We start from the raw sequence: 19,432 nt of genomic DNA on the forward strand, positions 1-19,432 counted from the left end.
TACGATCCAACACCAAGACCATTTAACTGTGCCCCTTTGGATCATCATTCTTTGGGAAGTTGTCTCATTTTCAGTACCTTGGATTTGTTTAATGTTCAGTTATCGCTACTATCTGCTTACTGAGATGGTTTTGTTTGGCGGAGTGTGCTTCTACTTAACCTTATTATTTCCGGGGGCGTATCTTGCATTTTTAATGCCAACTTTCATGATCGCGGCAAATAGTGCTCATAAATCATTCCGTTGGTCGGGTTCTATCACAATTGTTTTATTTCCGTTGCTCATTGCAATGTTTTCCCCAGGAACAGATCTATGGGCGATTATCCCACAAATCGGTCTGACTTTTGCGATGGGATTTTCCTTTCACTTACTAGTTTCTAATTACCGCCAAAATGAAGTTATTCGCAATCAGAAGCTTGTGCTGGAACAGTACCTATCTCAGATTGAGCAGATTACTTTGTTGGAGGAGCGCGATAGACTTTCCAAAGATTTGCATGATACGATGGGGCATTCCTATACCTCGATCATTATGGGGTTGGAAATATTGCGTACGGAATTAGCGACAAAAGATGGAGAGCAAAAAATCGACTCATTATTGCAATTGGCCCGTAACAGTATGGAGGAAGTGAGAGCCTATTTGCATCAAATAGATTCACCACAAGAGTCACTTCCCTTGACTGTTACTTTGCAACAATTAGCAGAGGAGTTCCAGAAACATGCACAAGTAAATGTACGCACTCGAATAATAGGGGAAGAGTACATAGTCTCCAAACAAGCGAAAATGACGTTCTATCGGAGCTTGCAGGAATCGCTGACTAATGCCGTGCGCCATGGACAATCCACTGAAATCATTGTGTCACTGCATTTTGAACCGCAACAGACGAGATTGGATGTGCAGGATAATGGCGGCGGAGTGGAGGAGTGGAAGGATGGCTTCGGATTAACTGCAATGAAAGAACGTGCGACACAGTTACAAGGAAGAGTCACTGTATACTCCGAAAAAGGCGAAGGGACGTTCATTTCATGTGTGTTACCCAGACTGGTACAATTGTCCGATGAACGAATCCGCTTGTGTATCGTCGATGATCATTCGTTTATCCGAGACAGTCTCCATACCATCTTGGACGGACAGGAGGACCTAGAGGTGGTGGGGGTGGCCGAAGATGGGGAACAGGCTGTGGAATTGTGCAGAAGCCTGAATCCGGATTTAATATTAATGGATTTGGAGATGCCCAATCAGGATGGGATTCGAGCAACCCAAATAATCAAGGAGACATGGCCTGACATTCGCGTCCTCATCCTGTCAACGTTTCAGGATACAGAGAGGGCGAAGGAAATCATGCGAAGCGGCGCTGACGGCTATTTGCTGAAATCCATAGAATCGCGTGAACTGGCTGAAACGATTCGCCTCGTCTATCGGGGAGGCACGGTAATTAACCAAGATTTGTTCCATAGAATGTGGGACGGAAATGATGATGAAGAGTCAGTCGGACCGAGGTCAGATGGAGAAGAGTATGGCTTAACGAAACGTGAACTAGAGGTTTTGAATCTTTTATCTCAAGGAAACCGTTATAAAACAATTTCTGAGAAACTTTACCTATCCAACGGGACAGTAAGAAATTACGCCTCCACTCTCTATGACAAGCTGGGAGTCAACAATCGAGAAGAAGCTGTGCAAAAAGCAAGAGATACAGGATTACTTTTATAAGAGAAAAGGACGCCCCTTTGAGGGGGCGCCATAAATAAGGGGGGAAGGGGTGCAGACTTGTACACTGCACCCCTATTTTTCGTCCATGGTATGGGCAGAGCCAAGTGACAGTTGCACAATGGCAAAGGTCGATGGACGAGAAAATGAGGAGGATCGTGTATGTGATTTAGTTTACGCCTACAGCGTCAAAAGACTTGGCAGCTGCAGTTGCTTCTGCTGAGTTCGCCCCGTACAGATCTTTTGCGGCTTGGATCACAGCAGCACGTGCGTTGGAGAAATCGGAAGAAGAAGTCAGGTAGTTCGTAAAGGCACTATAATAAATTTGCACCGCAGCATCGCGGCCAATTCCATTTACAGTAACGCCATGGAAAGTACCGCCTTGTGCCAACAAGTAGTAGGCTTTATTGATAATACCGCTGTTTGTATGAACGCCGCCGTTATCGGAGCTGCCTTTATACAGGTTAGAATAGTGATCTGGTTGATCGTACAGAGTAGGATTGGACATTGAGCGAAGGGCATCGCCCGCAATGTTTGGCGTATAAATATCATCGCCTACAAGCCAGTTTTTGCGTTGAATGTCATTACCGATAACGTCCGAGAAAGCCTCATTCAATGCGCCGGACTCTCCGTAATATTCCAAATTCGAAGTATACTCTGTGACACCATGTGTAAGTTCATGCCCTACTACATCGGGGTCCCCGCTGAAGGCGATAAATGTGCTACCGTCTCCATCTCCATAAGTCATTTGGGAGCCGTTCCAGAAAGCGTTGTTGTAGCGGCTGCCGTAATGGACTGTCGAACGGAGTTGCAGACCACGTCCGTCAATGCTGTTGCGTCCAAATTTGGATTTATAGTAATCATAGGTTTTGGCAGCATACGCATGGGCATCCACACCGGCTGGATCATTCCATACATTATCAGCATCTGTCAAAAGGGTGCCTGGGATGCTTTGGCGGTTGGAGGCCGTGTAAGTCACGATACCGTTACCGCGTGTGGTATCTTTTAACTGGTAGCTACTGCCGGAAGCGGTAGTAGTGAACGATTTGGAATCACCAAGCACACCTTTACCTGTGCCTGTCGCTTCATTAATGATGTCATACTGGAATACGATGCTGCCGTCATTGGCATCAATAATGTAGCGGGTACGCAGTGGGGCAGGTTCTAAAACATTAACTTCTGTCACATAAACTAGCAGCAGGTCATCCCCTTTAGGGTAGTAGTAGAGTTCTGCTTTAGGATCTACTTCAGGCTGTAGATTAGCGATTTTGGCAATGGAACTTTTTTCGGCCTCCACTGCTTCAATTTTGCTATCTTTCAGGACAGATGCCTTATCAAGACTCAGCTCGTCCTTATCAACAGAAAGCGTTTTGTCGTTGTTAGCTGCTTCGGCGTAAGTATCTTTACTTACACTGCTTGGCTCCTCAGCGTCTTTAGAAATAGTATCGTCGGAGGTAGGGAGGGCTTCAATACGTGCAGCTGCTTCTTTATATGCGGTGTAAACCGCTTCAGAAGCGCTGATTTTTGGAGTTGTACCTTGCGTAGCTTCTTCCTGCTGATCCTCATTAATCACCGCTCCTAAGTAAGAGGTGACCTCACCAGATTTGCCCACATGAATAGTTTGCTCAGCTCCATATACGGGAATCCCGTTTACATACTGCTTCAGTCGATAATGGCTCACACCGGACTTGTCGCTTGTGCGATCAACGATTCGGAATTGTTCACGTACACTGGAGCTATCCACACCCAGTAACGATTTCTTTTGTCGATTCAAATAGCTCCATACAATGTCGTCCCCTGATACCGAGGAAGGAGCTTTCCATTGCTCGGCGTGGAAGGTCGGTGTAAGCTGTGCTGGTCCCGAAACGGAACTCTCCGCAGATGCACCAGACGCCACAGACCCTAATAACATAGCTCCTCCAAGAAGCGAAAACCATACTTTTTTCATAAAAATTCACTCTCCTCGATTAATGTCAGGACGAATTATCCTGCTTTGAATAAGGCATTACGCCATTTATGTAGGTCGTGTTGTCGTCTGGAATAGAAGAATGGAACATGAAGAGAAATACCGAAGTGTTTTTCATGAAGCGTGCGTGAAAAGAGGGTACTGCATTTGAAGCAAGTAGCCTAAAAAGGTAACAAACTCCTCCCTTCCTGTCGTATAAAAAGATAGTGGAATAAAAGCGGATAATGGAAAAAAGTTGCCTTATGCAAAAAAAACAAAAGTTGATTTTTCGAACTCCCATCATCTGGCTCTGATATTAGCACAGAGAATGACGGACGAGAAGATCTATGTAACAAATTTATCCAAAATGATTCTTTAGACCCTAAAAACTCATTTATTTAATAGGAATAATAAGTTTTGTAAAATAAAGTCGAAAATTGCTGTGTCGAAAAGACTCCACGCTTGCCGTTACACACGGCTTTTGGACCGCATAGGTTATGTTGAACTGTCCTAATCATGCTGTTCATCTATACAGCAGCAAGGGAGGTGAGACGGGAGCATGAAAAAGCGTGGAAGAGCTGGATTCAAGATTAATCGGAGGCGGCATTCTAGGGCTTATTATCATTCTAAGATGTGGCTGCCGTACCGAATGCCGAACATGGATAAGAAGCCGATAGTCTCTGACAAGAGCGATGTACTCGAAACGGAGAGAGGGGCACAAATCGGCGAAGCGCGGCCATCTGAACCATCATCAGCGGGAAAGATTATCGTATCTGTCATTATTCCGGCCATGAATGAGCAAAGAACAATCGGAGCTGTGATTCGCGAAGCGCGCCATGTCCATCCACATACAGAGGTTATCGTCGTTGAGAACGGATCACACGATAGAACGGCGAAGGTGGCTGCGGCGGCGGGGGCTCGTGTACTTTCCTTCCCGGAACCGCTCGGACATGATGTTGGCCGTCGTATTGGAGCGGAAGCGGCATCCGGACAGATCCTGCTTTTTCTGGATGGTGATATCGTCATTCCCTGCGTCAGACTTCGGCCATTTATACAGGCCGTAAGTGCAGGAGCGGATGTGGTGCTGAATGATTACCATGGACCTGTGAATCGCACGCCCATACATCCTGTAGTTGAGGCAAAGCATGTATTGAATATCTTGTCGAATCGTGCTGATTTAGGGGGAGCCTCTATGACTGGTATTCCACACGCCATAAGTCAAAAGGCTTTAAAGGAAATAGGTCTAAAGTCCTTGGAGAAACCTCCCCTATTTCAAGTGATGTCCATCGTCTCCGGGTTGCGAGTGGTGACTGTACATGGAATAGCTGTCGGTAAAATGAACGCAACACGTAAAAAACAGAACGGCAAGGACCCGCTGGCAGATGTAATTGTCCAGGATCACCTGGATGCTATTGCCTGGCTTACATCACGTCTGGGAGCACGTGCGGGATATACAGATTTGGAGCGCAAACGGATCAGAGACGAGGTGAAAACGTGACTAGAGTATATCGTAGAAGAAAGCGTGAAGACCCGGGCTGGGGGCTAAGACGTATACAGCGAAAACGAGAAACGACGGCTTCGATGCATAGCCGCAGGGTGAGAAAACTCTCACCTCGGGCAAAAGAAATGCCCGAAGTCCATCTGACTGAGGAACGTGAAGCCTCCAGTGATATTGTATTGCAGGGGACCGCAGCAGCCGTGGTCAGCGTCTGTAATGAGGAGACTACGATTGACCGGGTACTGGGTGAGCTGGAAAAACTTCCGCTTGCGGATATCGTGGTCGTATTAAACGGCTGTACGGATGGTACGCGCTCCGCCGTAGCCAAACGTCATCCTGGCGCGACTCTCGTCGACGTACCGGGTCGTCTGGGGCATGATGTTGGCCGTGCGGTAGGCGCACGTCTGACGCAGGCTGATATTGTGCTGTTCGTGGACGGAGATTTGCCGATCCCAGCGTCTGATTTGCTGCCTTTTCTTCAAGCGGTGGATCAGGGAACGGATGTGGCGCTTAATGATCTGGGCAGACATTTGCCGCCTTATACCCAGCAGGACAGCGTAACACGGTGCAAAGGGTTTCTGAACCGCGTACTGCGCAGGTCGGATCTTGGAGCAAGCTCATTGACCGCTGTACCGCATGCATTATCTCGGCGTGTGCTGGATCAACTTGGGCCAGCCGTGCTTGCGGTACCGCCGAAGGCCCATGCGATGGCGATTCTGCATGGCATGATCGTGGCAGCCGTACATGCTGTCGATGTGATTAAAACAAACCGCAAGCGGACCTTCAATGTCGGGAAAGGGAACGCTATGGAGCAATTAATTATCGGCGATCATGCAGAGGCGCTGACGGCCGTGTTTCAGGTAGCCGGGTATTCTCCGTTAGGGCCTGTTCCAACACGGGTAGACGTTGCCAAAGGGAGGAATGCACGATGAGTCTGACGAGCATCATTATTCCGACTTATAATGGCCTGCATTTATTAAAACCGTGTATCGAGGCGATTCGAACACATACCATAGATGCACCGTATGAAATTATTGTTGTGGACAACGCTTCGAATGACGGGACGGATGATTTTTGCGCATCTGAGCGGCTAATTAGCATACGTCTTCCTGAAAACAGGGGCTTTCCGGCAGCTTGTAACAGAGGAATTCGTCTGGCTTCGGGTGACCAATTCGTCATTTTAAACAATGATGTGACGGTTACACGGGGATGGCTATCGAATATGTTGGCTGCTTTGCATAGTGAAAGCACAGTGGGATTGGTGGGACCGGTGACGAATTACGTCAGCGGTATTCAGCAGATTCACGGAATAGAAGGAGATATGGCCAGCTGTCTGAGGTATGCGGAGCAGAATAATGCAAGTAATCCCTCCAGATGGCAAGAGGTCAAGCGGTTGGTCGGGTTTTGCCTGTTATTCCGGCGTGAGCTGATGGAACGGATCGGATTGCTGGATGAACGGTTCAGCCCCGGACATTATGAGGATGACGACTATTGTCTGCGTGCACGCGTGCATGGCTACAAGCTGCTAATGTGCAATGACTGTTTTGTCTATCACCAGGGAAATGCGAGCTTTTCGCGCTCGGAATCTTCCTGGCTCAAAGAGCTGATCGAGCGGAATTATCGATTATTTATAGAAAAATGGAGCGTAGATCCCAGAGTGTTTATCGAAACGGGAATCCCATGCACTGAACATGCTGTCGAAGGAGGAAGGAAGATATGAAAGGGGTTATTCTCGCAGGAGGAACCGGGTCGCGCCTTCATCCGTTGACTACATTACTCAACAAGCATCTGCTTCCGGTCGGCAAGTATCCGATGATCGTATATGGTATTGAAAGGCTGCGACAAGCGGGGATTACCGATATGCTCATTATTATTGGTAAACAATCGGCCGGACTGTACACTGATTTTTTAGGCAGCGGCAGTAATTATGGTGTCCAATTGACATACCGGATTCAAGAAAAAGCGGGCGGCATTGCGGAAGCACTCGATTTGGCAAGAAGCTACATGCAGTCAGAGGAGAAGTTCACTGTTTTATTAGGTGATAATTTGTTCAAGGAAGACTTGGGACCTGTCATCGAACGCTTCAAACAACAGCCACCGGGGAGTGCCAGAGTCTTGCTGAAAAAGGTGGCAGATGCCCGTCGTTACGGGGTACCCGTGTTTGATCCCGAGCGCCCAGAGAGCATTACGCGGATTGAAGAGAAGCCGCAGCATCCCCAGTCCAAATATTGCGTTACGGGTATCTATATGTACGATACTGCCGTATTCGATAAGATCCGGGAAATAACGCCTTCAGCACGTGGTGAGCTTGAGATCACCGATGTTAATAACTGTTATGCTGCTGAAGGCAAGCTGGAATATGATATTTTACGGCGCTACTGGAGCGACGCAGGAACCTTCGATTCCCTTCAGGAAGCTGGAGTGAAAATGAAGGGACTTCTACCTTGATTTCAATGAAACACCATCCAGCCGGGCCAGGCATATAGTATAGGCATAATGCCACCCGGAGGAGTGAACGGCATGAAACGCCTGAGTACGCAAAGGAAACACAGCAAACGGCTCGGAAAGAAGGGCTATTGGTCAGGATATAACAGGGGCCAGGAGCAAGGCAGGAAGTTGGGGCAGGCTTCGTTCGGCAAGATTTTTGAAGGCGTAAGTATTATCATTGTGTCCTGCAATCAGCTTCAACAGCTCCGTGCTTGCATTCATCATATTGAGGAGAATACGAGCCATCCTCACGAAATTATTGTAGTGGACTGCGGCTCGACGGACGGGACACCTACCTATTTGCTCCGTAAAAGCATCGCTGTACGCTATGCGCTGCTAACAAAGGATGTTCAGATGATCGGCAGTCTGAATCAGGGACTGATGATGGCCAAAGGTACAACTATTGTTGTACTGGACCCAAACTCGATGGTGACTCCTGGCTGGCTGGACCGGTTGATGGGCTGTTTATACAGCGATTCGCGTATGGGAGTTGTCGGCCCTGTAACGAATGGTCCATTCGGAGAACAGCAGATTGAGGTTCCTGATATGAATGAAAATGAAGTACGTCCATTTGCCACGGCCCATAATATTCCCAACCCGGATGCATGGCGAGAGAATGAAAGCCTGGCCGCATTTTGTCTACTACTGCGCAGAGACACTTTGGTAAAGACGGGATATTGGGACGAAGGATGCCACAGTATTGAGGAAGCCTATGCAGATTGGCTGCTGCGTGTACGCTTGTTGGGGATACGTATGGCAATTGCCGGAGATGCGTTTATCCATTTTGCAGAAAGTGATCGGGATACGGTTTATGGTTTTCCTCAAACGGCCGAAAGCATCGGTTCAACGGAGGAAAGGAGCCGGAACCGATCCTTTTTTGTCCAAAAGTGGGGGGACGCGGATAAGCTGTTCCACGACCCGGAATTTGGAACAGCAGAGCCGCACGGCCAAGGATTATCAAGTAAGGAAGCCCACTTATCAGCAGCAAGTTTTTATCCCGTCGGAGCGCTTGTTCAGGGACCTTCCGGTGCAGTATTTCGGATAGAGCCGGGAAGTAGACGGCGGCTGCATGGAGCCAGTGATGCGGGAGATAAACATGTGCGTCTCGTTAGAGTGTCTCAGCTTGATTTGTTGGCGCTTCCCTTGGTAGGTGAGCCGGAGGCGACAGTCTCCGGCAGCGCTGACGCCCCCCCTGTAGCTGTGGCGCCTGAGGAACCCTTGCCCGTGCTGGCGGCTCCTGAGCTGGGGAACATGTCCATGTTGCCCACACTTCATATCCCGGCTCAACGCAAACGGTGGATTGAGTTACTGTATGCTGAAGGTGGGCAACTGTACCAAATCGGCAACGGCTGGAAAAGACCGTTCCTTACCCTCTACGCTGTGATGAGCTGGCGGGCTGAGGACTATCCAATTCAGTTTTTGTCCTCCGAAGAATTGTCGGCATTGCCGGAGAAGCAGCCTATTATTGCTCCACCAGTGTTGCAAGGGCATTTATGATGATCGAATAGGCTTTTTTAGGCGGAACCGACTACTCGCTGCGGCATACGCTGTAGTAGCGGAAAGCCCGTAGGTATTTCGTGCGTTCCGCACGGCGGAACACATAAAGGAGGGGCTTATGCATAACGAGTTAGATGATTTGCTGATCCATATTTCGCACTCGCAGCAGCAGATGTCTAGGCTGTTGGATGCGGAACGGCAGGTGGTCGTGCGCATGGCACAGATCATACATGAACTGCCGGATGAGGAGCCGCGTTTTGATGGAATTCCGGGCATTATTGATAGCTCGGGACAAGTAAACAAAAGCATTGTTGCCTATTTGAACGGTATTGCCGACCTTCAGGAAGCAATGGCTGAAATGCTCGTTCGTGTCGTGAAGGAGACGGCATACTCGGAAGAGGAGTAGTGTAACAATCGAGGGTAGGGAGTGAACACATGAGTAGGGAAAAAGCAATGATTCACATGTTGGACGCAGCCTCCAAGATGCAGCGGAATGTGTCTATGATCCTGGAGGCCAAGGCGGTCGAAGCAGAAAAAATGCGTAATTGGACGCTGAATCATCTGGCGCCTCACGCATTTGACACCGATGAAGAGCAGCTGGGGCGGCCTTTGGAAATTCACGAGCAGATGGTGGAAATGCTGGAGGGATTAACCCGGCTTCAGACTGGACTATGCAGCAATCTCAAAGCATTGCTTGACCAGGATGAGCAGCAGGGTGGCGGAATGGAAGGGATGATGGGAGGCATGGGCTCGGGGGATATGAACTAATGAGCATGAGGCGTGAACGTGAGATTAAGCTGGATATGATGGAGTCTATTGCTGCCAGCCAGCACGCCGTTGCCCGGATGCTGACCAGTCTTGCGGACTTGACGCCCCATGCGGATATGTCGGCTCCCCGTCTGGAAGAGACCATCCGTATACTCAGCAACTATCAGGGAGAAATCACGAAAATGTTGGCAGGTATTCCTTTAAGAAGACAGGTATATGGGAAACCGACGAAGCCGTGGCTCCATGTGCCTGTTCAAAAAAATGAAACCCAGACGAGAAAGCAAAGGAGGAATGAAAATGAGTACAAGGTGGGAACGCACTACTCGAGACAAAGCGCGCAAAAGACGTAAAGATGCCCGGCGTTCTAGCATTCGCAGGTTAAAACGGAGAAGAAGACGTCTGCTTGCTCTTAGACGCCGTAAAAGGGGGCTTCATTCAGTACGTAGAAGACGTTCTCTTCTGCGGCGGCGGAAAAAACCTCAAGCTAATCCAGCCGCAGCTCCTTCTGCGGAGAACCCACAGCCCGTTCCTGTTGTATTGGAGCATGACCCGCAGGCATTCCAGCAGGGATATGATGCTGCTTACAATGAGGGTTTCAATTCAGGCTTTGCCAAAGGTTATGAAGATGGCCACCAGGTCGCTTACAAGGCACAGTAAACTATGAAAATCATCTATTACGGTTAACCCCCCGAAGCCTAGCAGCTTCGGGGTTATTTGCGTTTCGGTAGTTGGACGGGCAAACGCCAATTTTGTCCGGGCAGTGGCAGTCGTCCATGATGCGTTTGACCCCTGTGCATATAGTTTAGGAGTGACAGAAGTTTATCCTACAACAGGACAGGGTGAAGGATGTGAATGATCAACGAAGCGGAAATGAACGCGAAGCACACCGATGCGGCTATCGGGAAGGGCGCAGAATGGGCGGTTGCACGGCTGCTCTGTCACAGGTCGTGGCAATACAACCTGCTGTTCGCCAGTTGAAAGTGTTGTATATTCCGCAAGGTTTCGCAGCTATAGACACAGGTGTGCAAGAAGCATTGAGCCAAATATGCAGCTCGTGCGCCATCGGTACTCCTGCCACGATGCTGGCTGACGCTGAGGCTCACCGTCCAGACCTCTTATTGGTCATGAACGGGCTGCATGTTTTTCCAGCGGATCATCTGGAACAGGTACAACAAATACGAGCCATGGGCATTCGGACGGCCATATGGTTTGTAGATGATCCCTACTTTACGGAGGATACGGCGTTGATCTGTCAATCCTACGATGTCGTTTTTACGCATGAAATTTCTTGTCTGCCGTTTTATCGGGATCAAGGAGTAACGAGGGTCCACTATATGCCGCTTGCTGTGTCAGCCCGTATCTTTTATCCACGTCGGGTAGAGCGTGAGCATCAGCATGATATTTGCTTCATTGGGAATGCCTTCTGGAACCGTGTGAAGCTGTTTGACTACCTTGCTCCCTTCTTGGCGGATAAAAGAGTGCTGATCGTAGGTGGGCACTGGGATCGGCTAACCCGGCGGGATGTGCTGGAACGCTTTATCCGTCCGGGTTTTATGGAACCGGAAGAGACCGCTCAATACTATAACGGCTCTAAAATTGTTATCAATATGCACCGCCCGACAGACCCCGGACTGGATAATCGGAATACACACCAGTTGTCAGCGGAGTCCATCAATCCTCGGACATACGAAATTTCTGCTTGCGGAACGCTTCAAATGACGGATGTGCGGAAGGATCTGAGCCGTTATTACCAACCAGGCTATGACATTGAGACCTTCTCGGGAGCAGAGGAACTGAAAGTGAAGCTGGACTACTATCTCAAGCATGACTGGGAACGCGAACGCATAGCCTGGCGCGCACTGCACACAACCATGCAAAAGCATAGGTACTCGAATCGTATGGAAGAATTGCTGGACAAGGCGATGGCCTAAAGTAAACACCATAAACAGTGAGGAGTGAAAGTGATGACGATATCTACGACAGGACCGTATGACCCAGCTGTTCACCAGACGGCGGCGGCCTCCTGGGAGAAGGGGAGAGCTGCGGGAATCCATGACGGATACGACGAGGGATACCTGCGCGGACGTGCTAACGCGATTATGTCGCGAACCAAAGCAACGTTCCCTTCTCGACAGATCCATGTACTGTATGTCGTCTCGGGCAAAGGCCTTCCGTATTCTCCGCTGGATGAGGCGGTCATTACCACGTTGCAGAGCATGACGGCTCAGGTTACCGTAACAGACCCGCGCCAGCCGGTAGGAGATATTGCCGCTCAGCTTCGTCCAAATCTGATGCTGGCACTGGATGGGATGGATCTACCGTTAGAACAGGTGGCTGCAGTACGCCAGTTGGGCATTCCCACTGCCATCTGGCTGACGGACGATCCCTATTACACCGATACGACGACCAAAATTGTGACGAATTATGATTATGTGTTCACCTTAGAAATGAACTGTATAGAACTGTATCGTCAGTTGGGTTGCACGTCTGTGCACTATTTGCCCTTTGGAGCATTTTTGACTCACTATTTCCCACTCAGCTCGCCTGCTTCAGTCCGGCGTGAGATTGGATTTACAGGCTCAGCCTATTGGAATCGCATCTATTTCTTCAATCCGATTATGCCGCAGCTCATGGCTCGTAACATTAAAATCAACGGAATCTGGTGGGATCGTCTCCCGGATTATCAGTCGTATGGTGACAAAATTGAGCTGGGACGCTGGATGTCTCCGGCTGAGACAAATGATACGTATAACGGCAGCAAAATCGTAATTAATCTTCATCGTTCCCACCAGGATGATTCAGTGAACAACAACTCACTGAAAATTCCGGGGGTTTCGCCAAATCCTCGCACGTTTGAAATTTCCGCCAGTGGCACGTTGCAACTGACGGATACAAGAGACGATCTGGCTCGTTTTTACAAGCCAGGCGAAGAGATTGAAACTTACAGTTCTCAGCAGGAACTGCTGGAGAAGGTTGAGTTTTATTTAACGCATGAAAAGGAGCGCCGTGAGATTGCTCTGCGTGCGCTGGAACGAACCCTGCGGGAGCACACGTATGGTCACCGGATTGACCAACTGCTATCGGTCATATTCCCATAAGGCCATTCACACACGTCCGATGGTTGTTATTTTTAAAGGAGGTGAACTCCGATCAAGCCGAAAATGATGCTATTCAGCCATGTCAGCAACGTTCGCAGTATTACAGGGGCGGAAAAGCTGCTGCTGCAATTTTGCCTAGACGTTCGTACGTATTTCGATTGCATTCTGGTAACGCCTGGTGAAGGGCGGCTAACCTCAATGGCCCGCAAGCGTGGGATCACTGTCCAGATTCAGAATCTATTCATGCTGCATGGCATGTATACTCCGTACGAGGGATTGGCGCAGGATGCGGAGAATTTGCGAAATCATGTGGCGTACGCGCCGTTGCTCCAGATGCTTGGGCAAGCTCGGCCTGATGTGGTGCTGGTCAATACCTGTGTGAACGTCATGCCAGCTATGGCTGCCCAAGAGCTTAATATTCCGGTGATCTGGAAAATAACTGAGGTCATTAATCAAAATGCGCATACGCCAGTTTCTGTCTCCATTATTGAGCGTTATAGCCAATGGGTCATCGGCATTTCGCAAGCGGTTATGCGTCCTTTGTATGGCGGGGGATTGACACGTCAGCATACGGTGTTGTCTCCATGTCGGGATATGGAAATGCCGTCTCCCAAAGAGCATGTGCTGGAACGGAAGAGGAAACGTGAAAAGCTGGGACTGCGGGATTTTCATATCTGCATTGGTTATATTTCATCCTTTATCTACGAAGCCAAAGGGCTGTTGCCTTTTGTCCAAATGGCTCTAAAGCTGTGTGAAACCAATTCGCAGTGTCGTTTCTGGATCATCGGCAGCTCAGTGGACTCCGAGTATTACGTAAAATGTGTCTCTTTGATTCGCCAGTCCCGTTATAGCCGCCGCTTCCAGTTCAGTTCATTTGAGGAGTCCGTCTCCACAGCCTATAGCGCAATGGATATTGTTGTGATCCCTAGCATGGTGGAGGAAGGCTTTGGTATGACGGCCCTGGAGGGTCTGGTTTACGGCAAGCCTGTAGTAGCCTTTGCTCAGGGCGGGCTTGTGGAATTGATGGAGGCGACTGGAAATACAGATTTTTTGGTAGAGCCGGGAAACAGCGACATCCTGGCGCAAAAAGTAGGCTACCTGCTCGATCATCCCGAGGAAATGGAACGAATTGGTGTGCGCAACAACAGTGCGGCTACGCGTGTGTACGGACCCGATTCCTACCGAAGCAGTCTGCATGTCATGGTCAGTCAATGGGTATGTCATCATCCGCATTGGTTCCCATTGATTCAGCAGCCGGGTGGACCGGTATGGACGAGGGAAAGCGAAGGACTGCGTCAGGTCACTGCTATACCTGAGGCTTATGCCCACACTGTTCGAGAATTTCCCGAATCGGTGGTTAATCAACTGCCGGTGCTGGGCCTGCCGCCAATTGAATATGCAGCTATTCAGGGCTTGCCACAACCAGCTCCCCCTTTGCCTGAGGCATCATCTGAGTTGCCTCGCCGCAAGCGTAGTATTCGGGCAAGATGGCCAAAGGGACGCAAGCATACCAGACTGCGGAATCGAAGGTACAAGAGAAGCGCTGAAAGAAGCCGTCTCAAGAAAATTCACGGGTCCCCGTTATATCGAAGATCCAAGTCCAAACAGAAGCTCAAGCGGAAACTCAAACTCCTGTCACGGCGATCCAAAGCGCACAAGCAGAAGCGAGTCATACTCAAGGCCAGACAGCATTCCAAACAACGGTCCGGGTGAATATACACCGGACCGTTGAGATGAACGTTAAGCCGGAGCACAGCCAGTCTGCTGGATGGCTATTATTCATTGAACTCCACAGTTCTATGAAACAACGACAGCAAAGGTGGGTTCCAAAACCATGAAAATATTGACCGTGCTCGGCACAAGACCGGAGATTATACGGCTCAGCCTGATTATTCCGAAGCTGGACCATTATGCAGATGAACATGTGCTTGTGCATACGGGCCAAAATTATACGGAAAGCCTGAGCGGACAATTCTTCCGCGAGCTGGGTTTGCGCGCCCCGGATTATGTGCTTCAGGAGAAAGCGGGAACGCTGGGCAAACAACTGTCTGCCATGTACTCGCAGATGGAGGACATTTTAAACAAGGAACGCCCGGATCATGTACTTTTGCTAGGTGATACGAACAGCGCCTTATGTGCCCTGCTTGCGGAACGTATGGGTTACCCCGTTGTGCATATGGAGGCAGGGAACCGCTGCTATGATCTGGATGTGCCAGAGGAGAAGAATCGGCGCGTCATTGATGCGATTTCTACCATTAATATGCCTTATACAGAGCAAAGCAAGCAGCATCTACTACGCGAAGGCTTTCCAAGCCAACGAATTATACTGACTGGAAATCCGATCTATGAAGTAATGCAACACTATGAGAAAGAGGTATCCGGCAGCGAAATTCTGAAAAAGTTAGGACTGTCGCCCGGAGAATATTTCCTGGTCACTGCCCACAGAGCTGAAAATGTCGACCATCCGCCGCATTTGCTGGCTATTTTGGATGGTCTTAACCGAGTAGCCCGGCAGTTCGGGCAGCGTGTCATTTGCAGTATTCATCCCCGCACGGCCGCCCGGATCGCAAGCCACCCGCCGATCCAGCTTGATCCGCTGGTAGAATTCCACGAGCCGTTCGGTTTTTTTGACTTCGTTCTGCTGGAGCGACATGCCCGCTGCGCTTTGACGGACAGCGGTACCGTACAGGAAGAATGCTGTGTCATGGGGGTGCCGACGGTCACGATGCGTCGCACGACCGAAAGGCCGGAAACGGTAGATTGCGGTAGCAATATCGTGTCCGGTCTTGATGGCGAGGTTATAGCAAATGCGGTAGCCTTAATGACCGGGATAGCTCATAAGTGGCAATGTCCCGCAGGCTATCTGGCGGAAGATGTGTCGGATAAGGTAGTAAAATTTCTGCTTGGAGGGAAACGGCATGTTTGAAAACAAACGTATCTTGGTTACCGGCGGTACCGGCTCCTGGGGGCATGAGCTGGTTGCCCAGTTATTGCCGCGTAACCCCAAAGAAGTCATTATCTTTTCACGCGGAGAATCGAGTCAGGTTGCAATGAACAGGCAGTTTGAGGATGAACGACTCAGCTTCTGTATTGGGGATATTCGGGATAAGGATGCGCTGACTACCGCTTGCCAAGGAGTAGACTATGTATTCCACTTGGCGGCTCTCAAGCACGTACCTGTCTGTGAGGATCAGCCCTATGAGGCGCTCAAAACGAATGTCGTAGGCACCCAAAATGTAATCGAGGCCGCTGTCGCCAATCAGGTAAAGAAGGTCATATATATATCGACTGACAAGGCGGCCAACCCTTCCAATTTTTATGGTATGACGAAGGCGATTGGAGAAAAACTGATTGTTTACGCCAATTTGCTGAATAGTGATACACGTTTTGTGACGGTACGCGGCGGTAATGTTTTGGGTACAAACGGAAGCGTGGTGCATTTGTTCCAAAGCCAGATTCGCCAAAAGGGCAAGGTTTTCATCACAGATATGAACATGACCCGCTTCTTCCTGACCTTGCGTGATGCCATCAGTCTACTGTTCAAAGCTTCCGTAGAAAGCGTGGGCGGCGAAATTTTTATCATGACCATGCCAACCTGCCGTATTGTGGATTTGGCTGAGGTGCTCATTGAGGATTCAGGCGTGGAAAATGTAGAAATCATAGAAAAGGGCGTCCGTCCCGGTGAGAAAATACACGAGATTTTGATGAGCGACTTTGAAAGCCTGACAACGGTAGTATATGACGAGCAATATTTGGTCATTCTCCCGACACTGAATATTCCTCAATTAAAGGACCGTTATAATCAGTGCCCTCCGGTATCGTTCAGCAGCTTTAGTTCGGAATTCAATTTGATGTCAAAAGAGGAGATTCGAAGCATTCTCCAAAGCGGGGGGTTCATCAAATGAAGCTGCTTATTTTGGGCGGGAACGGCATGGCAGGCCATGTTCTGGTTAAGTATTTTCAAAACCAGAGCGGGTATAACGTGTTCTATACCACCCGTGATTTCGCAAATAAGGGCGGTCTCCTGCTGGATGTAAAGGACAGCTTTATGGTGGAGCAGCTGGTACGGAGTGTACAGCCAGACGTAATTATTAACGCGGTTGGCGTACTCAATCAATATGCCGGGAAAGATCAGATTGCGGCATACCAAATCAATGGATTGCTGCCGCATCTTCTCCGGCAGACGGCGGACAGTATCGGTGCCCGATTGATTCATATCAGCACGGATTGCGTATTCGAAGGAAAGCGGGTTCCTGGCTTATATGAGGAGACAGATCAACCTGATGGGACAAGTGCCTATGCTTTGACAAAAATACTCGGAGAAGTAAAGGCACCACGGCATCTGACCATCCGTACCTCTATTATCGGACCGGAGATTCGGTCAGGCGGGATTGGCTTGCTGCACTGGTTCTTGCAACAGAGCGGAGACGTTGACGGATACCGCCGGGTCTTTTGGAACGGAGTCACAACGCTGGAATTAGCAAAAGCGATACAAGTGTTGATGAATGAGCCGTTGGACGGACTCATTCATCTGGTTCACCCTGAACCGATCAGCAAGCATGATTTGCTGCTTCTGTTCAAAGATATCTGGAAGAGAGAGGATATTCGGATCGTGCCGAAGGATGAGCCGGTGCAGGACCGGACGCTTCGTTCTACCCGGGCCGATCTGCTCTACGATGTTCCTCACTACAGCATCATGCTGAAGGAGCTGCTGGAATGGACAGAAGCACAGCGGAACAACGTCGGCCAGTCATAGCCATTACCGGAGCGGCGGGCTATACCGGGATGCATGCCTGCCGCTATTTTGCAAAACTTGGCTGGGAGGTGGCAGCGCTGACTCGCACTGCCGCTTCTGCTACAAAATTGACCTCACAGACTGAAAATGATGGGGATTTCAGCCTGGAAGCGGGCACACGTGGCTGTATTACACCTTATGTGTGCGACTTACTCGACAAGAAACGTCTGGGCGAAGTGATTCGACACATTGCTCCGGATTATGTGCTTCACCTGGGTGGCAAAAATTCCGTACCTGAATCTTGGCAGAGTCCATTGCTATATATGGAATCCAATGTACTGTCCACCCTGTATCTGCTCGATGTACTGCGACCTTTCCCCCAAGCCAGAATTGTTGTTGCGGGTTCTCGGCTAAAGACGGCTTTACAGGCACCATACCATCCAACGCATCCATACAGCCTTAGCAAAAGCATTCAAGAGGCAATCGCGCTCTCGTGGGGCGCGCTGTTCGAGCAATCTGTCATGTTGGCAGAGCCTTGCAACCTGATTGGCCCGGGTCCATCCACCGGCTTTTGTGCATTACTCGCGGGGTATATCGTTCGGACAGAACGCATGAAAGAGCAATTCGTAACGGAGGCAGCCCCGTTTCGCGTGTCTTCCCGACATGCGCAGCGTGATTTTCTCGACGTTCGTGATGCAGTTCGCGCCTATGGCGTGCTATTGGAAAAGGGAGTGCCAGGCCGAATTTACTCGGTCTGCACAGGCCGCATTGTGGAACTGGGAGATATCGTGGAACGTATGGTTGCGCTGGCGAAAATATCTATTCCCATACAATGGGGAGATATAGCCGAGCCAGCGGCAACGGAGGCATATCGGGCGCAGGAGCTGGAGGAGATGGGCTGGAAGCCGACCATACAGCTGGGGCAATCGCTGGAGGATATGATTCAATACCGCCGAGCTGGAAAGGAAGGAACGATATGAGACCAAAAGTAACGATCGTCATTCCCTTTTATAACTGTGCATATGTGGATCAGGCTTTGCAAAGCGCATTGGAACAAACCTATGGGCCGCTTGAGATTATTGTCGTCGATGACGGGTCCACCACACATGTTAATATGCTTCAGCCCTATCTTCCCTATATACATTATTTGGGCAAGTCTAACGGTGGAACAGCCAGCGCTTTGAATCATGGTATCCGGCATGCCAGCGGTGAATATATTGCGTGGCTCAGCTCCGACGATACCTACCATAGGGACAAAATTAATAACCAGGTTTCTTTTATGATCGAACAGGGTGCATACATCTCTCATACTAATTTCAATTTCATCAATCAACACAGCCAAGTCACAGCCTATCAAGCAGCTGCTGTATTTCCGTCCCTGACGGAGTTTTACCGTTTTTTCCAGCAGGGGAATCCGGTCAATGGATGTACGGTGATGTTCAAAAAGGAGCTGTTTGCACATATCGGTTTGTTCGATGAACTGCTGCCGTACACCCATGATCTGGATATGTGGTACCGAGTAATGCTGGCAGGATATCCATTTCCTTTTCTGAACGAGTCCTTGGTTAACTACCGCTGGCATGATGAAATGGGAACCAAAAAATATTGGCCTGCTGTGGAACAGGAGTACAACATCACCCAAGCACGTTATCGAGATCGCTTCAGTCAGATGTTGGGCGGTTTATCCTCATGAAGCGAAAGT

19 protein-coding genes are annotated in these 19,432 nt (G+C 49.5%); 18 read left to right on the forward strand and 1 reads right to left on the reverse strand.

Features of this window, described 5'->3' with window-relative positions; all coding sequences use genetic code 11:
- Positions 1-91: 91 nt before the first annotated feature.
- Positions 92-1,705 carry a helix-turn-helix transcriptional regulator gene (locus MMB75_RS17715; protein WP_016820062.1) on the forward strand — a complete coding sequence of 538 codons (1,614 nt, stop codon included), beginning with the start codon at positions 92-94 and terminating at the stop codon, positions 1,703-1,705.
- Positions 1,706-1,871: 166 nt separating this feature from the next.
- On the opposite strand, the gene MMB75_RS17720 is transcribed toward MMB75_RS17715, so the two are convergent.
- Positions 1,872-3,650: a M4 family metallopeptidase gene (locus MMB75_RS17720; protein ID WP_016820063.1), complete on the reverse strand. Its 1,779-nt coding sequence runs from the start codon at positions 3,648-3,650 to the stop codon at positions 1,872-1,874.
- Between the two features lie 556 nt (positions 3,651-4,206).
- Between MMB75_RS17720 and MMB75_RS17725 the strand changes: the two genes are divergently transcribed.
- The 17 genes from MMB75_RS17725 to MMB75_RS17805 all read left to right on the forward strand — a co-directional run bounded on the left by MMB75_RS17725 (position 4,207) and on the right by MMB75_RS17805 (position 19,423).
- Positions 4,207-5,145, forward strand: coding sequence for a glycosyltransferase family 2 protein (locus MMB75_RS17725; protein ID WP_016820064.1), 939 nt, complete (start codon positions 4,207-4,209; stop codon positions 5,143-5,145).
- Positions 5,142-6,077 (forward strand): glycosyltransferase family 2 protein, encoded by a 936-nt coding sequence (locus tag MMB75_RS17730; protein ID WP_016820065.1) that lies wholly within the window; start codon positions 5,142-5,144, stop codon positions 6,075-6,077. Before MMB75_RS17725 ends, MMB75_RS17730 begins: the two co-directional genes overlap by 4 nt.
- Entirely contained in the window at positions 6,074-6,865 is a 792-nt protein-coding gene (locus tag MMB75_RS17735) for a glycosyltransferase family 2 protein (RefSeq protein ID WP_016820066.1), read from the forward strand. Before MMB75_RS17730 ends, MMB75_RS17735 begins: the two co-directional genes overlap by 4 nt.
- Positions 6,862-7,593 carry a sugar phosphate nucleotidyltransferase gene (locus MMB75_RS17740; RefSeq protein WP_016820067.1) on the forward strand — a complete coding sequence of 244 codons (732 nt, stop codon included), beginning with the start codon at positions 6,862-6,864 and terminating at the stop codon, positions 7,591-7,593. The genes MMB75_RS17735 and MMB75_RS17740 overlap by 4 nt, the downstream gene beginning before the upstream one ends.
- A 72-nt stretch (positions 7,594-7,665) precedes the next feature.
- Positions 7,666-9,129, forward strand: coding sequence for a glycosyltransferase family 2 protein (locus MMB75_RS17745; RefSeq protein ID WP_016820068.1), 1,464 nt, complete (start codon positions 7,666-7,668; stop codon positions 9,127-9,129).
- Positions 9,130-9,247: 118 nt separating this feature from the next.
- A complete protein-coding gene (locus MMB75_RS17750) occupies positions 9,248-9,535 on the forward strand; it encodes a hypothetical protein (protein WP_016820069.1) in 288 nt (95 codons plus the stop codon).
- A gap of 29 nt (positions 9,536-9,564) precedes the next feature.
- Positions 9,565-9,897: an alpha-helical endospore appendage domain-containing protein gene (locus MMB75_RS17755; RefSeq protein WP_013372833.1), complete on the forward strand. Its 333-nt coding sequence runs from the start codon at positions 9,565-9,567 to the stop codon at positions 9,895-9,897.
- Positions 9,897-10,247, forward strand: coding sequence for a hypothetical protein (locus tag MMB75_RS17760; RefSeq protein WP_016820070.1), 351 nt, complete (start codon positions 9,897-9,899; stop codon positions 10,245-10,247). Before MMB75_RS17755 ends, MMB75_RS17760 begins: the two co-directional genes overlap by 1 nt.
- Entirely contained in the window at positions 10,195-10,554 is a 360-nt protein-coding gene (locus MMB75_RS17765; RefSeq protein WP_031462145.1) for a FliH/SctL family protein, read from the forward strand. The genes MMB75_RS17760 and MMB75_RS17765 overlap by 53 nt, the downstream gene beginning before the upstream one ends.
- Positions 10,555-10,736: 182 nt before the next feature.
- Positions 10,737-11,828 carry a CgeB family protein gene (locus MMB75_RS17770; RefSeq protein ID WP_019688496.1) on the forward strand — a complete coding sequence of 364 codons (1,092 nt, stop codon included), beginning with the start codon at positions 10,737-10,739 and terminating at the stop codon, positions 11,826-11,828.
- Positions 11,829-11,861: 33 nt separating this feature from the next.
- Complete coding sequence (locus MMB75_RS17775) at positions 11,862-12,995, forward strand: CgeB family protein (protein WP_016820073.1); 1,134 nt, start codon at positions 11,862-11,864, stop codon at positions 12,993-12,995.
- Between the two features lie 63 nt (positions 12,996-13,058).
- Complete coding sequence (locus MMB75_RS17780) at positions 13,059-14,708, forward strand: glycosyltransferase (protein ID WP_045244878.1); 1,650 nt, start codon at positions 13,059-13,061, stop codon at positions 14,706-14,708.
- Positions 14,709-14,829: 121 nt separating this feature from the next.
- Entirely contained in the window at positions 14,830-15,921 is a 1,092-nt protein-coding gene (wecB, locus tag MMB75_RS17785; protein ID WP_016820075.1) for a non-hydrolyzing UDP-N-acetylglucosamine 2-epimerase, read from the forward strand.
- Positions 15,914-16,900, forward strand: coding sequence for a polysaccharide biosynthesis protein (locus tag MMB75_RS17790; protein WP_016820076.1), 987 nt, complete (start codon positions 15,914-15,916; stop codon positions 16,898-16,900). The genes wecB and MMB75_RS17790 overlap by 8 nt, the downstream gene beginning before the upstream one ends.
- Positions 16,897-17,751, forward strand: coding sequence for a dTDP-4-dehydrorhamnose reductase family protein (locus MMB75_RS17795; protein WP_031462144.1), 855 nt, complete (start codon positions 16,897-16,899; stop codon positions 17,749-17,751). Before MMB75_RS17790 ends, MMB75_RS17795 begins: the two co-directional genes overlap by 4 nt.
- Positions 17,712-18,710, forward strand: a complete 999-nt coding sequence (locus MMB75_RS17800; RefSeq protein WP_031462143.1) for an NAD-dependent epimerase/dehydratase family protein — start codon at positions 17,712-17,714, stop codon at positions 18,708-18,710. The genes MMB75_RS17795 and MMB75_RS17800 overlap by 40 nt, the downstream gene beginning before the upstream one ends.
- Positions 18,707-19,423: a glycosyltransferase gene (locus tag MMB75_RS17805; RefSeq protein ID WP_017427324.1), complete on the forward strand. Its 717-nt coding sequence runs from the start codon at positions 18,707-18,709 to the stop codon at positions 19,421-19,423. Before MMB75_RS17800 ends, MMB75_RS17805 begins: the two co-directional genes overlap by 4 nt.
- Positions 19,424-19,432: the final 9 nt, after the last annotated feature.

The sequence above is a fragment of the Paenibacillus sp. P2(2022) genome (assembly GCF_029522175.1).
GTDB classification, from domain to species: Bacteria; Bacillota; Bacilli; order Paenibacillales; family Paenibacillaceae; genus Paenibacillus; species Paenibacillus polymyxa.